Source organism: Streptococcus dentiloxodontae (genome assembly GCF_053206925.1).
Genome location: NZ_JBRUHR010000020.1, coordinates 25319 through 41642 on the forward strand (window position 1 = coordinate 25319; position 16324 = coordinate 41642).

The following is a 16324-nucleotide window of genomic DNA, read 5'->3' on the forward strand; positions in this document are numbered from 1 at the left end:
CCTCACACTTTGTATCTTCATTATATAAAATATTTTGAAAAAACTGAAAAATTTTGTCCATTTTTTACAAAAAAAGAGTTTGGGACAAAAGTCGGCTCTATAATATCTGTAGTGGGTAAATCTCATTCAGATATTATAGGGCTTTTTGAGGGTATGAAAAAAGTCCCATATGACTTATAATGAAAAGCGCTAAACAACTCATTAGAAAGATTCATATGGAACACCTTAAGAATACCACAGATTTAATCGGATTGAAAGACAAAAATATTAATATCCTTCTCGTTTTACAACACCAAACTCACATTGAAATACAAGCTAAACTGGACTATCAAGCGCCTGACTGCCCCCATTGTCAGAGAAAAATGATTAAATACGACTTTCAGAAAGCTTCAACTATCCCTCTTCTTGATATCCAAGGGATGCCCACCGTCCTTAAACTCAAAAAGCGCCGCTTTCAGTGCAAAGCCTGCAAGAAAGTTGTTGTATCTGAGACCGATGTTGTGCAGAAAAACGGACAGATTTCCAAACCTGTCTGGGCTAAAATCACTCAGCTGCACACAGAGAAATTGACTAACTCCGCTATCGCAAAGAAACTTCATATCTCTGTCTCTGCCGTCCAAAGAAAGCTGGAACAGTTCACCTTTAAAGAGAATTTTACCAAACTTCCTGAAATCTTATCTTGGGATGAATTCTCTCGAAATAAAGGGAAATTAGCCTTCATCGCTCAAGACTTTGAAACACGAAAGATTGTCACCATCCTTGAAAACAACAGGCAATCAACCATCAAAAACTACTTCCAAAAGTATCCTAGAAAGGTTCGCGAGCAGGTTAAAGTGGTAACGGTGGACATGTCTTGTAGCTACATTCCTATCATCAAACAACTGTTTCCTTGCGCCAAAATTGTTCTTGATCGCTTTCATATCATCCAGCACTTGAGTCGGGCTATGATGACCACTAGAATTGCCATTATGAAGAGCTTTGACAAAAAGTCACTGCCTTATCGGGCCATGAAAAATCATTGGCGCATTCTTCATAAGGACAGCCGCAAGCTCTCTGACAAGGCCTTCTATTCACGAACCTTTAGGCAAACTTTAACCCCTCGTGAGATTGTCAATAAAACTTTAGCTTTCTCTGATGAACTTTGCTTTTATTATGAGCTTTATCAACTCCTGCTCTTCCATTTTCAAGAAAAGAGATCAACTGAATTCTTTGGACTCATCGAAGACCATTTGAATCTGGTCAATCAGCCATTTTTAATCGTCTTCAAAACATTTCTCAAATACAAGGCTTACATTACAAATGCCCTTGAGTTACCTTATTCTAACGCTAAACTGGAAGCTACCAACAAGCTCATCAAGGATATCAAACGCCAAGCTTTTGGCTTTCGAAACTTCAAAAAGATAAAACTAAAATTCTTATCGCTTTGAACATGCAAAGAGAGAGAACCAATCTGATTCTCTCTCGTGCTTAGTTATAAGTCACCCACTACAGTTGACAAAGAGCCCAAAAGTCTCAAACTCCTTCAATCTGTGCAATATAAAATGTTTGACGCAGTGGTTGGGAGAAAGACTTGTTGGCTACGCCAACTTAGTCTTACCCCTGCACAGTTCATTAGGTGCTTTAGCACCAATGAACCACTGCTGATTGGAAGTCCTTATCTCTTGCTAGACAAGATACAAAGAGCGTTTACGAGCAAGGGCAAAATAGGAGTTTTGACGAAGAGTTACAAGACTCTAGGAGAAACTATCTTTTTGACACAGCTCGTAGCTCGTGTTCAATTACGCAAGGGATAGCTCCAACAGTTTGGGGAACTGTTTGAGGTTATCTAATCCTATGAACGTTAGTTCATATCAATCCCTAACAAACTGTGCGGAGGTGGGACAACAAAATCGAAATTGTCATTTCATGACGATTTACCAATTTTTTATACGTAATCTTCACGATTACACTCTTCTGTGGGTGATTGCGCAGCAACCATCGCGGTTTGTCCCACTCTCTTCACTAGTCAATTTCAACTGCTAACTCTTCGCTGTCTTCAATGACTTCAATTTCATTAATAGCCTGTGGCTCCAGATTACGGTAACGTGCCATACCTGTACCAGCTGGGATTGTCTTACCAATGATAACATTTTCTTTCAGACCAAGAAGATGATCTTTCTTACCGCGAATAGCAGCATCAGTCAGAACACGTGTAGTCTCTTGGAAAGAAGCCGCCGACAAGAATGAATTGGTTTCAAGCGAAGCTTTTGTAATTCCCAGAAGAACTGGACGAGAAGTTGCAGGAATGCCACCCGAGATAACAATATTAGTATTGGCATCTGTAAAATCTGCGATATCCATTAAAGTTCCAGGAAGTAAATCGGTATCGCCTGGATCCATAACACGAACTTTACGAAGCATTTGACGAACCATAACCTCAACGTGCTTATCTCCGATTTCTACCCCTTGACTGCGGTAAACCTTTTGAACTTCAGCAAGCAGGTAAGTTTCTACGGATAATGTATCACGTACTTCAAGTAAATGCTTAGGCTGGATTGATCCCTCTGTAAGAGGAGCACCGCGATGAACTTCGTCACCAACTTCAACTTTCATACGAGCAGTAAATGGTACGACATATTCTCCCATACCTGTTTGGCCTTGAACAAAGACTTTCTTCGTACGAGTGGAAGCATCTTCTTCGATGTCAATAACCTTACCTTTAACCTCAGTGATAACTGCTTCCCCTTTAGGGTTGCGGGCTTCAAAAATTTCTTGAATACGAGGCAGACCTTGAGTGATGTCAGTATTTGAGGCAACACCACCCGTGTGGAAGGTCCGCATGGTAAGTTGGGTACCCGGTTCTCCGATAGATTGGGCTGCAATTGTACCAACAGCTTCTCCGACTTCGACCGCATCACCAGTTGCCAAGTTAATACCATAACAATGACGGCAGACACCATGGCGTGTATTACATGTAAATACCGAACGAATGGTTACCTCTTCAACACCTGCGGCTACAATCTCTGATGCCTTATCTTCTGTAATCAAAGTATCAGCAGCAACGATAACCACACCTGTTTCAGGATGTTTCACTGATTTTTTAGTGTAACGGCCAACAAGACGTTCTTCAAGCGTTTCAGTGACTTCCTTGCCATCTGTAATGGCACTGATAAGAAGACCGCGATCAGTTCCGCAATCATCTTCACGAATGATAACATCCTGAGCCACGTCAACCAAACGGCGAGTAAGGTAACCAGAATCGGCTGTCTTAAGGGCGGTATCAGTCATCCCTTTACGTGCACCGTGAGTTGAGAAGAACATTTCCAAAACAGACAGTCCTTCACGGAAGTTTGAAAGGATTGGCAATTCCATAATGCGTCCGTTAGGAGCAGCCATAAGACCGCGCATACCAGCAAGTTGGGAGAAGTTAGAGATATTCCCACGTGCTCCTGAGTCCATCATCATAACGATAGGGTTTTTAGGATCTTGAGTCTCAATCAAACGTTTTTCAAGTTCTTCTTTAGCTTCACGCCATGTTGTCGTAACGGCAACATAACGGTCTTCGTCCGTCACAAGACCGCGACGGAAAGCTTTATTAATTTCCTCAACACGATGGTGAGCCGCATCAATAATTTCTGTTTTATTGTCAATGACTGGAATATCGGCAATACCAACTGTCAATCCAGCAAGAGTTGAATGGTAATAGCCAAGGTCTTTCAAACGGTCAAGAAAGGCTGATGTTTCAGTTGTACGAAGACGCTTGAAGATTTCTGCAATAATATTTCCCAGATTTTTCTTTTTAAACGGTGAATTGATTTCAAGAGCTTGGATAACCGGCTTAATATCTGTGCCTGGTTCTAAGAAATATTTATCCGCTGTGCCTTCCGTCAGATTAGTATTTGTTGGTTCTTGAAGATAAGGGATTTCATCAGGAATAATATCATTGAAAAGAATTTTACCAACTGTAGTAATCATAATCTTATGCAATTGGTTTTCTTTCCAAGGTTTGTTTGGCATGCTGTCAACCGCAATACCAACACGGCTGTGAAGATGAACATAGCCATTGTGATAGGCCATAACTGCCTCATCTTTATCCTTGAAGACCATACCTTCACCTTCACTATCAGCATCTTCCATTGTCAGATAGTAATTTCCAAGAACCATATCCTGAGATGGTGTTACGACTGGTTTTCCATCTTTAGGATTAAGAATATGTTCCGCAGCAAGAAGGAGCAAACGTGCTTCTGCCTGCGCTTCTTCCGAAAGCGGCACGTGGATGGCCATTTGGTCTCCGTCAAAGTCAGCATTATAGGCCTCACATACCAAAGGATGGAGACGCAATGCCTTACCATCAATCAGAACTGGTTCAAAGGCCTGAATTCCCAAACGGTGAAGAGTCGGTGCCCGGTTAAGAAGAACTGGATGTTCTTTAATTACTTCTTCCAAAATATCCCAGATACGTTCGTCGCCGCGTTCAACCATACGTTTTGCAGCTTTAACATTTCCTGCATACTCTCGGGCAACGATTTCACGCATGACGAATGGTTTGAAAAGTTCAATCGCCATCTCACGTGGTACGCCACATTGATACATCTTTAGCGTTGGACCAACAGCGATAACAGAACGTCCTGAGAAATCAACACGCTTACCAAGCAGGTTCTGACGGAAGCGACCTTGTTTACCTTTGAGCATATGGCTGAGAGACTTAAGCGGACGGCTGCCCGGTCCAGTAATGGGACGTCCGCGGCGACCATTATCAATCAAAGCATCAACCGCTTCTTGCAGCATTCGTTTTTCATTTTGCACAATAATACCTGGGGCATTAAGTTCAAGAAGACGAGCCAAACGGTTGTTACGATTGATAACACGGCGATAAAGGTCATTGAGGTCAGAAGTTGCAAAACGACCACCGTCTAACTGCAACATTGGACGAATATCTGGTGGGATAACAGGTAAGATATTAAGAACCATCCACTCAGGCTTATTGCCTGATTTTTGGAAAGCATCAAGCACATCCAAACGGCGGACAGCTTTAACACGTTTTTGTCCCTTGGCAGTTCTTAATTCTTCCTTAAGCTCAGCAATTTCAACTTCCAAGTCCACTTGTTTTAAAAGATCCTGAATAGCTTCTGCACCCATTTTAGCGACAAATGAACCATGTCCGTATTCTTGCAACTTTTCACGATATTCACGTTCGGTCAAAAGCGACTTAGCTTCAAGCGGTGTTTCTTTAGGATCAATAACCACATAAGCAGCAAAATAGATGACTTCCTCAAGTGCACGCGGGCTCATATCAAGAGTCAAACCCATACGTGAAGGGATTCCCTTGAAATACCAGATATGAGACACCGGAGCCTTTAGCTCGATGTGTCCCATACGTTCGCGGCGAACTTTAGCGCGGGTCACTTCAACACCACAACGGTCACAAACAATACCTTTATAACGAATACGTTTGTACTTACCGCAGGCGCATTCCCAATCCTTGGTAGGACCAAAAATCACTTCATCAAAGAGGCCTTCACGTTCTGGCTTAAGTGTACGGTAATTGATTGTTTCAGGTTTTTTAACCTCACCATAAGACCATGAACGGACTTTAGTTGGCGAAGCTAATGTGATTTGCATACTTTTAAATCGATTTACATCAACCACTAGTTTTACCTTTCTTTTTTTCTTTTGATAATAGCAGAGCTATCGTCTTAGATGTTGTAAGATTTATTCTTCTGATAAAGCTTCTTTTTCAGCTAGCTCAGCAGCTTCGCGAGCTTGTTTTTCACGTGCACGTTCAAGATCATCAACATGCATAACATCATCATCTTCACCTTCATCAAGATCACGAAGTTCAACCTCAGCATCTTCTTCGTCAAGAACACGCATATCCAGACCCAGTGACTGCAATTCTTTAACGAGAACGCGGAATGACTCTGGAACACCCGGTTTAGGAATTGGTTTACCTTTTGTTATAGCTTCATAGGCTTTAAGACGCCCATTCACATCATCTGATTTATAAGTCAGAATTTCTTGGAGAATATTTGATGCTCCATAGGCCTCAAGAGCCCAAACTTCCATTTCACCAAAACGCTGTCCGCCAAATTGAGCTTTACCTCCAAGCGGCTGTTGAGTAATAGTTGAATAAGGACCAACCGAACGAGCGTGAAGTTTATCATCAACCATGTGGTGAAGTTTAATCATATACATGACACCAACAGAGACACGATTGTCAAACGGCTCACCCGTGCGGCCATCATAGAGAACAGTTTTAGCGTCAGAAGCCATGCCAGCTTCTTCAACTGTTGACCAAAGATCTTCTGAGGTAGCTCCATCAAAGACTGGCGTCGCAATATGGATTCCCAAGTTACGAGCAGCCATACCTAAGTGAAGTTCCATTACCTGTCCGATATTCATACGTGATGGTACCCCGAGTGGATTAAGCATGATATCAACTGGCGTTCCATCAGGCAAGTAAGGCATATCTTCTACAGGAACAATACGAGAAACGACACCCTTATTCCCGTGACGGCCGGCCATTTTATCACCAACCTTGATCTTGCGTTTTTGCGCAATGTAGACACGAACCAGCATATTGACACCTGACTGCAGTTCATCACCATTAGCACGGGTAAAGATTTTCACATCACGGACGACCCCTTCACCACCGTGTGGAACACGCAGAGAGGTATCGCGGACTTCGCGAGATTTATCACCAAAGATAGCATGGAGAAGACGTTCTTCTGCAGAAAGATCCTTTTCCCCTTTAGGAGTAACCTTACCGACGAGAATATCACCTTCCTTAACTTCAGCACCAATACGAATAATACCCATTTCATCAAGGTCTTTAAGAGCCTCTTCACCAACATTTGGAATTTCACGCGTAATTTCTTCAGGGCCAAGTTTTGTATCGCGTGTTTCTGATTCAAATTCTTCCAAGTGAACTGATGTGTAAACATCATCTTTCACAAGACGTTCACTCATGATGACAGCATCCTCAAAGTTGTACCCTTCCCAGGTCATATAAGCAACAATTGGATTTTGCCCAAGTGCCATCTCACCTTTTTCCATAGACGGTCCGTCAGCGATGAAATCACCTTTTTCAACAGTATCACCAACTTTTACAAGTGTCCGTTGATTATAGGCTGTTCCTGAATTCGAGCGACGGAATTTCGTAATATGATAGACATCAAGTGAGCTATCCTCACGGCGCACTTCAACTTTATCAGCATCCGAATAAATGACTTTACCATCATGCTGAGCAATGACAGCTGCACCTGAGTCATGGGCTGCTTGATACTCCATACCCGTTCCAACATAAGGAGCATGAGGATCAATCAAAGGCACAGCCTGACGCTGCATGTTAGCCCCCATAAGGGCACGGTTTGAATCATCATTTTCCAAGAACGGAATACATGCCGTTGCAACAGCGACTACCTGTTTTGGTGAAACATCAACAAAATCAACAGCACTGGCTGGGTATTCTTGGTTATTACCTTGATGGCGTCCCATAACGATCTCTTCTGCAAAAGTACCATCTTCATTCAATTTAGAGTTAGCTTGCGCTACAGTATATTCGTCTTCTTCATCAGCGGTCATCCAGACGATTTCATTTGTGACAATACCTTTTGCACGGTCAACCTTACGATAGGGCGTTTGGATGAAGCCATATTTGTTAAGATGTCCGTACGAAGACAAGTTGTTAATCAAACCAATGTTTGGTCCTTCAGGTGTTTCAATCGGACACATGCGGCCGTAATGAGTATAGTGCACGTCACGCACTTCATAACCAGCACGGTCACGGGTCAAACCACCAGGCCCAAGGGCTGACAAACGACGTTTATGAGACAGTTCAGAAAGCGGATTGTGCTGATCCATAAATTGAGATAATTGAGATGAACCAAAGAATTCTTTAACCGCAGCTGTCACGGGACGAATATTAATGATTTGCTGCGGCGTTAAAACTTCATTATCTTGAACCGACATACGTTCGCGAACATTGCGTTCCATACGCGCTAAACCAATACGGAACTGATTAGCAAGCAATTCACCAACAGCACGGATACGACGATTTCCAAGATGGTCAATATCATCTACTTTCCCAAGACCTTCTGCAAGATTAAGGAAGTAAGACATTTCAGCCAAAATATCTGCAGTCGTCAAAGCGCGAATTTTATCATCAGGAGTCGCATTCCCCACAATTGTCACGACGCGATCCGGATCATTAGGCGCAAGCACCTTAAATTTCTGAAGTGTTACAGGCTCTGTTACAACAGCATACTCATTTGGAGTATAAATGAATTTGTTCAACTCGCCATCCAATTGTTGGGCAATAGAATCAATGATATCGCGGGTCATGACTGTTCCAGCTTCAACAAGAATTTCACCGGTTTCAGGATCAACTAAATTTTCAGCAATAGTTTGATTTAAAAGACGTGTCTTGATATTAAGTTTCTTATTAACCTTATAACGGCCGACAGCTGCTAAATCATAGCGGCGCGGATCAAAGAAACGGGCTTCCAGCAAACTGCGTGAGCTATCAGCAGTCTTTGGCTCTCCCGGACGAAGACGCTCATAGATTTCTTTAAGAGCTTCATCCGTACGTGAATCTGAAAGATTTTTATGAATATCTTTTTCAATGGTATTGCGAACCAAATCGCTATCCCCAAAAATATCAACAATTTCGTCATCACCTGAGAAACCAAGCGCACGCACTAAAGTTGTAAATGGAATCTTACGCGTACGGTCAATACGTGTGTAGGCAATGTCTTTGGCATCTGTTTCAAGTTCAAGCCATGCTCCGCGGTTAGGAATAACTGTCGAACCATAGCCAACCTTACCATTTTTATCCACTTTATCATTAAAATATACACCCGGTGAGCGAACCAGCTGGGAAACAATAATACGTTCACCACCATTGATGATAAAGGTACCCATTTCAGTCATAATTGGAAAATCACCAAAGAAGACTTCCTGAGTTTTAATTTCGCCGGTTTCTTTATTAATCAAACGAAAGGTTACAAAAATAGGCGCCGAGTATGATGCATCATGGATACGAGCTTCCTCCAGCGTATACTTAGGTTCTTTCAATTCATAACCAACGAACTCCAATTCCATTGTATCTGTGAAGTTTGAAATGGGAAGTACATCCTCAAAAACTTCTTTTAGACCAGTATCCAAGAAATCCTTGAATGAATCTGTTTGGATTTCAATCAAGTTTGGAAGATCAAGAACTTCCTTGATTCTTGAAAAACTACGACGGGTACGATGTTTCCCGTATTGAACGTCATGTCCTGCCAAGATATAACTCCTTTTATAGTAAGATACTGAGACCCTTCAGATCAGACACTAAACGTTATAATGGTTTAGAAAGCACAGCTGTTTTTATCTGATTTTTGGGGTCAAGTTCGATTGTCTACTTCTGTCCTTCTTGTCTATTTTCAGAATATTTAAATATACATTACAAATGTCAATATAAGCACAATTCATAAGAAAAATGACACAAAAAGAGCAGCTAAATCCGACCGAATAAGTTTGATTTAACTGCTGTTAGCCTTAGTTGGACAATATTTCAACTAAAACACACGACAAATAGTTGCAATTATTATACCCTATTTTATGCATTTTTGCAAGCTACTTAGAGCTTGATAGACTATTTGTTAAGGATTTTATTCCAAGCATCTTTGTAGTTACTGTCACTGCCTCCAATAGCAAAATTATAAACGGTATCTCCAGCACCATTTTTAGCCCAATAACTAGTGGTTGTATCCCCAGAAACAGATATACTCTTGCCATCAACAGTAACGGTAGCCGGTTTTTGACCTGTTGACTTGAGAACTGTTGATTTCATCACACTATTTGATAGTTCAAATTTTTGACTCGTGTCAAACACACTTGGGTTAGCATCATAAATAGCATCAACAAGATAAGCCATATACTGAGCATTATGATCATACCCCGAAGTTGAAGCCAGAGAAGAATTATCATCATAACCAGCCCAGCCTCCTAGGGTTGCGTTCGGAGTTGAAAGAAGCAGCCAAACATCAGAATAATTATCCGTTGTTCCCGTTTTACCAGACCAATCAGCTGTCGCTGCTGTAGCATTTAGACCTTTGAGGTCTTCATAAAATTTAGTAGTTCCGCCTTTTACGATAACTTCTTTCAATAAATTATTCATAATACTTGCTGTTGCTTCGGAAAATACCTGTACCCCTTCGTCTTTATGTTGGTAAATAACATCACCATTTTTTGAAGTAATAGACTCAACCATATAACCTTTCTGATAAACACCGCCATTAGCCAGCATCTGGTAAGCATTTACCTGCTGTTCAACAGTGGTTTCAATCCCGCCGCCGAGAGGCAGACTCTCAATAGCATAATTATCAACTTGATAGCCCATTTTTGACATATAAGCCTCAACATCAACATTATCCTGCAGCAGCATTTGATAAGTCCAGTAGGCTGGGATATTCCATGAGGTATTTAAAGCCTCCTGAAGAGTGACCATACCTGTTCCTTCATCTGAACCGTGCATGATCTTTTGACCGCCAGAAAAAGTCGCCGGATAATTTGATAACATGCTGGCACTTCCCATTAAACCTTGATCAATGGCAATACCATAGGCAATAATCGGCTTGATTGAAGAACCTGGAGAGCGAGCAGTATCCAAAGCATGATTGTTCTGATTACTGTTATAATCACGGCCGCCAATAAAGCCCAAAATGGCTCCCGTCTGATTATCCATCAAAACATTACCAACCTCAACACCGCCATTTGTTTCAGCATCCAAAGTATTGCCATATTGAGCAACTGCTGACTGCATAGCTGCATAAATCCCCTCATCAATGGTTGTTTTAACGGTATAGCCACCTGTCTGCAACTCTTCTAAAGCTTTTTCACGGTAGGTTTCCTTAGTCGTGTCATTTTTCAGATCTTGAGAAGATACACCTTCACGTTTTACCAGATAATCATACATAACATCCTCAGCTTCAGACATAACAGCGTAATAAAGGTAATCATGTGACGATGCCCCCGATGTTTGAGCAGCAACAAAATCTTGGGTGATGTCATACTGTTTATAGGTGTTGTACTCATCCTTGCTTAAATAGCCTGCGCGGTACATATTGTAAAGAACATCTTGCTGACGAGCTACACCGACAGAAGTATCGTCTTTCATTTGACCAGCTGACGTATAAGGCGTATAAGAAATAGGATTTTGCGGAAGCCCTGCAAGATAAGCTGCCTGCGGAATGGTTAAATCACTGGCAGATACACCAAAAATCCCTTGCGCAGCTTCTTCAATTCCAGCAATATTCTGCCCTTTATTATTACGTCCAAAAGGTGACACATTTAGATAGTCCGTTAGAATTTCATCCTTACTGAGAGAACGCTCTAGCTGCAAAGCATAAATAATCTCTGTTACCTTACGTTTAAAAGTTGGATCATCTCCTGTGATTTGCTGTTTAATTAGCTGTTGAGTCAAAGTGGAACCTCCACTAGACGAACCAATACCAAGAACCGAAGATACCAAGGCACGAAAAACTGCCTTAGGCACTACCCCACTATGGCTTTTAAAATTCTCATCTTCGGTTGCAATAACAGCATTTTTTACATTTTCAGAAATAGCTGAGCCTTCAACTGGCTCTCGTAATAAATCCGTATCAATGTCAGAGATACTGTCGCCATTGGAATAGTGCATTGAGGAAATCAAACTGACCGTCGAGATTTGTTTGAGCAAATCATTATCAGACATGCTTTTAACATTTTCAATCTGACTGCCAAAATAGCCCAGACCAATACCCGCCCCCAGCATTGTCAATAAAATAACAACCACATAGAAAAAATCTGATAAGAGTTTGAGCGTTTTTAAGAAAACATCCCCAAAATCAAGCCAAGACAGCCCTTCTCCTTCACTTTTGTTCCCAGAGCGGTGTACTTTAAAATAAAATCTGTCTGCCTTTTCCTGCGATTCGTTTTTATGAAAAAATTTTGTCAGTTTAGTCTTGAATGTATTTAAAAATTCCACTAGTTTATCTTTTAACATCAGAACACCTCAAGATTATTATAACAAACTTTGACAAGGCTTGCATAGGTTCCTTATCTTTTGGTATAATGGAGGGTACTATTAAGCATTTACTGGAGAAAACGATGAATATTTTTGAAGAATTAAAAGCACGCGGTCTCATTTTTCAAACAACGGATGAAGAAGCTTTAGAAAAAGCACTTACCGGAGGCACTCTTGCTTTTTATTCAGGCTATGATCCAACTGCCGATAGCCTTCATCTCGGCCACCTGGTACCTATTCTAGTTTGCCGCCATTTGCAGCTGGCTGGTCACAAACCCTTCCCTTTGGTTGGAGGAGCAACAGGTCTTATTGGGGATCCATCCTTTAAAGATGCTGAACGCAGCCTGCAAACTAAGGAGACGGTTGACAGTTGGGTAACTAGCATTCAAGCCCAGCTTTCTCGTTTTTTGGATTTTAAAAATGGAGATAATAAAGCTGAGATGACCAACAACTATGATTGGTTTGAAAATGTTAGTTTCATTGATTTTTTACGTGACATCGGGAAATACTTCACCGTCAACTATATGATGAGTAAAGAATCGGTTAAGAAACGTATTGAAACAGGAATTTCTTACACCGAATTCGCTTATCAAATTATGCAAGGTTATGATTTTTATGAACTTAACCGCCGCCACAATGTCACTTTGCAAGTCGGCGGTTCTGACCAGTGGGGAAATATGACCGCTGGAACCGAACTCCTTCGCCGCAAAGCCGATAAAACAGGACACGTCATTACCGTCCCTCTCATTACAGATTCAACCGGTAAAAAGTTTGGTAAATCTGAAGGCAATGCCATCTGGCTTGATGCAGACAAGACATCGCCTTATGAAATGTATCAATTTTGGTTGAATGTTATGGATGAGGATGCTGTTCGTTTCCTGAAAATTTTCACTTTCTTATCGCTTGATGATATCGCTGAAATTGAAGAAAAATTCAATGCAGCACGCCACGAGCGTCTGGCTCAGAAAATTCTAGCACGCGAAGTTGTAACACTTGTTCATGGTGAAAAAGCCTACAAGCAAGCACTCAATATCACCGAGCAGCTCTTCGCGGGAAATATTAAAAATCTTTCTGCTAGAGAACTCAAACAAGGTCTTAGCAATGTTCCTAACCACGCTGTTCATTCTGACGATAACCACAATATCGTTGAAATCCTCGTAGCTGCTAAAATTTCATCATCAAAACGTCAAGCACGTGAAGATGTACAAAATGGAGCTATTTATATTAACGGTGAACGAATGCAAGACTTGGATTACACACTTTCAGATCATGATAAAATTGATGAAGAACTCACTGTAATCCGTCGTGGTAAGAAAAAATATTTCGTTTTAACCTATAAAAAATAAGAGTTTGAACAAAGCAGTTCTAAACTCTTTTTTTTTTACAATTTTAGTACATAAAACGCAGGTGTCGTGAATGACTTTGTTGACTTCAATTTAAAGTTTTCCCTGCACAATTGTTCATTAGGTAATTTTTGACATCTGCTCAGAAAACTCTTTTTTCAATTTTAAACTGTCTCACAAACCTTTTGAGCTATGAGAAGCTGAGAATACTTTTCTCTCAGACAGTTAAAATTGAAAAATAGAATAAGCATATCCTAGATCGTTTCAGGTTAGTAATGAAAAATGAAGACCTACCGATAAATCGAAGATTTCGTCTTACCGATTTCCATCTCTCTCCTTTATTTTCCAATAGTGTTTAATCCGGATAAATATAGTAAACTGCGCCTCCCCAAGTTGCAGTAGTAGGATTAAACCAGCCACGAAAATTTGAAATGTACTGCTTACCAGCGTAATTCGCTTCTTTCACCTGAATTCTGCTATTTGATTCAACTGCAACAACATAGGCAACATGCCCATATCCGCCTCCATCATTAGGCCAGACAGCAATTGACCCAACAGCTGGTGTTGTTCCCGTACGAAAACCTTTTCTTGCTGCACCATTTGCCCACTCTTTGGCATTGCCTAGATAGTTTGGAATCCAAGGCGCTAGCGCTTTTACCCCCCATGTACACTGACCAACTGGATAGGTATTAGCTTCATTGAGATAAGTTTTAATTTTAGGCTCTGCAGCCCTATTGTTCGTACTAACAGCGGTCATATCTTGATTTGGCAAAACAAAACCACCGCTGCTCCCATCTGTATACGTAACATAAGCATGAATATTATAAGAGCCAGATAAATTGCCATGTTTTGCAAGATTTGCTTGAATAAAGATTTGCCCATCATTTACCTTGTTTGAAGTATACCAATAAATATTGGATTGATTTGACGCAGACCAAATAGCTACATTAATTGACGCAATGGATTTGGAATACAAAGTCTCACTTGCCTTGACTAAAAAGCTACCTGAAGTTTTATTGATATTTTCAAGTGTTAATGTGGGCTGTTCATAAGATACGATACTGTCAACCGTGTAACTGCCAGATGTTATGCCAGAAAATTTCCCATCTAGGGAACTAACACCATAAACATGTACAGAGTAATTTCCTAAGTCATAACGATGATTTTTCAAAGGAACTGAGACTGAATAAGTCGTTGCATCAATTTTTTGTGCACTATACCAGATAATATCATCTTGTCCATTTTTATCTGACCATATTGGAATCTTAATATCTGAAAAATAAGTCGGCACATTTGAAAGTGTCATTTCATAACGAGTATCGCTAATCTTATTTGTCGCAAGCTGAACAGCCGAATTGGCAAGTGTTACAGTCTGAGCGCCCACGCCTGTTTTTTGCCCATTAACATCAATATAAGTGTGAAATTGATAATCCCCATAAGACTTGTGGTTTAAAAATGGTATCTGAATATTTCCCGAATTATCAGCTGTATACCAAACAATATCATCTTGATCATTTTCATTAGACCATACCGCCGTTTGCAATGTTCCACTTTCCGGCAAAATATAAGACGATAATTCAAAGCCCGTCAATGTTTGTGTAACTTTAGGAAGACTAGCTGAAAAGCTCTGCTTCTCTAAAATTTGTCCACTCTGACTTCCATCAGAATAGGTTGTGTACACATGTGCATTATAACTGCCAGCTTTACGACCATGATTAGCAATGTCAAAATGAACGCTAGCTGTCTTCCCATCAGAAGAATTTGAGTGATACCACTTCAAATCATCCTGGCCATCCTTATCAGACCATATCGCAACTGAGACTGAAGCCACTGTCTTATCTGTCTTTGCTGCATCAACAAAAACATCATAAGTCCCTTCCTGAGTATTCAAATTACTATAGCTGACATTAAGTTGATTGCTCTCCTTCGCCAAAGCCAAAGGTGCTGTTCCCAAAGAACTAAGAACTGCTGCTGTAAACAATAATGATTTCGTTTTTTTCATAAAACCTCCTAAGTAATAGTTACATTTAAGTTATTCGAAATCCAGCAGCAAAAATTCAAAATAAGAATTTTTATTCAGTACAAAAGATTATTACAACTCCTGATATCTCCCCCTAGACCGATTGTTTAAACTCCATTAAGTAAACCTGCAGAGCTTTCATCATCTTCTTTCTCCCCTTAAAAGACCTTCCCTCAAGCAAAAGCTCCAACTGCTCGGCTTCCTCATACGATAAAGTCCTCCGATAAGCCGCAAGACCCTCCCGATAGGCAATCTGATCGCAAGCATCCATGACTTTAGACGGAACACTATAAGCAACCTCCGAAATCTCCTCATAAGCCATCTTATGAAACCGACGCTTCTCCGACTCCTGACGACGAACCTCATCGTTTAAATGATTAGTAAAAGCCGTCTTAAAATAACGCCGTAAAAGCCCAATATCCCCCAAAAGATAGGGATGCTTCTCCAAAAGCTTATAAAGCAAAAACATGGCTTCCTGCTCCATATCCGCCAACTCCCATAACTGCAGAAAATAATGACGGCTACAGCGTAGCACAATAGGTCTCACCCTATCATAAGCCAAAACAAAATCACTCTCTTTTACCATAAATCGTATCTCCTTTTAGTAGTGATACTCTTATTATAAAAAGTATAGGCAAAAGTGAACAGGACATCAATGTCCTATTTTCAAAAGAAAAGCAAAAAAACAGAGCTTCTTAAAGCTCTGTTCCTTAATGCTATAAATAAACTCCGCCAGTAGGACTCGAACCTACGACATCATGATTAACAGTCATGCGCTACTACCAACTGAGCTATGGCGGATGAAAGCTAAGCGACTCCCATATCTGGCAGGGGGCAACCCCCAACTACTTCCGGCGTGCTAGGGCTTAACTGCTGTGTTCGGCATGGAAACAGGTGTATCTCCTAGGCTAGCGTCACTTAACCAATTGAATA

7 protein-coding genes, 1 tRNA gene and 1 rRNA gene are annotated in these 16324 nt (G+C 40.9%); 2 read left to right on the plus strand and 7 right to left on the minus strand.

The window, feature by feature from the left end:
- Positions 1 to 215 precede the first annotated feature (215 nt).
- A protein-coding gene (locus ACVRZ8_RS09090) for an ISL3 family transposase (protein WP_447449016.1) occupies positions 216 to 1471 on the plus strand; the annotation gives its coding sequence in 2 pieces (ribosomal slippage) (positions 216 to 1407 and positions 1407 to 1471; 1257 coding nt in all).
- A gap of 530 nt (positions 1472 to 2001) precedes the next feature.
- Here the strand turns inward: ACVRZ8_RS09090 and rpoC are convergent.
- The 3 genes from rpoC to pbp1b form a co-directional block, all read right to left on the minus strand.
- Positions 2002 to 5628: a DNA-directed RNA polymerase subunit beta' gene (rpoC, locus tag ACVRZ8_RS09095; RefSeq protein ID WP_447449007.1), complete on the minus strand. Its 3627-nt coding sequence runs from the start codon at positions 5626 to 5628 to the stop codon at positions 2002 to 2004.
- Positions 5629 to 5691: 63 nt separating this feature from the next.
- Positions 5692 to 9264, minus strand: coding sequence for a DNA-directed RNA polymerase subunit beta (gene rpoB / locus ACVRZ8_RS09100; RefSeq protein ID WP_447449008.1), 3573 nt, complete (start codon positions 9262 to 9264; stop codon positions 5692 to 5694).
- Between the two features lie 352 nt (positions 9265 to 9616).
- Positions 9617 to 11989 carry a penicillin-binding protein PBP1B gene (pbp1b, locus tag ACVRZ8_RS09105; protein ID WP_447449017.1) on the minus strand — a complete coding sequence of 791 codons (2373 nt, stop codon included), beginning with the start codon at positions 11987 to 11989 and terminating at the stop codon, positions 9617 to 9619.
- A 122-nt stretch (positions 11990 to 12111) separates the two neighbouring features.
- Between pbp1b and tyrS the strand changes: the two genes are divergently transcribed.
- Complete coding sequence (gene tyrS / locus ACVRZ8_RS09110; RefSeq protein WP_447449009.1) at positions 12112 to 13374, plus strand: tyrosine--tRNA ligase; 1263 nt, start codon at positions 12112 to 12114, stop codon at positions 13372 to 13374.
- A gap of 352 nt (positions 13375 to 13726) precedes the next feature.
- Here tyrS and ACVRZ8_RS09115 read toward each other — a convergent pair whose 3' ends face one another.
- The 4 genes from ACVRZ8_RS09115 to rrf all read right to left on the minus strand — a co-directional run bounded on the left by ACVRZ8_RS09115 (position 13727) and on the right by rrf (position 16313).
- The gene (locus ACVRZ8_RS09115) at positions 13727 to 15373 is read right to left on the minus strand and encodes a GBS Bsp-like repeat-containing protein (protein WP_447449010.1); all 1647 of its coding nucleotides are present in this window, start codon (positions 15371 to 15373) and stop codon (positions 13727 to 13729) included.
- Positions 15374 to 15485: 112 nt separating this feature from the next.
- Complete coding sequence (locus ACVRZ8_RS09120; RefSeq protein ID WP_447449011.1) at positions 15486 to 15977, minus strand: sigma-70 family RNA polymerase sigma factor; 492 nt, start codon at positions 15975 to 15977, stop codon at positions 15486 to 15488.
- A 141-nt stretch (positions 15978 to 16118) separates the two neighbouring features.
- Positions 16119 to 16192, minus strand: a tRNA-Asn gene (locus tag ACVRZ8_RS09125).
- A 5-nt stretch (positions 16193 to 16197) separates the two neighbouring features.
- A 5S ribosomal RNA gene (gene rrf, locus ACVRZ8_RS09130) occupies positions 16198 to 16313 on the minus strand.
- Between the last annotated feature and the right edge of the window lie 11 nt (positions 16314 to 16324).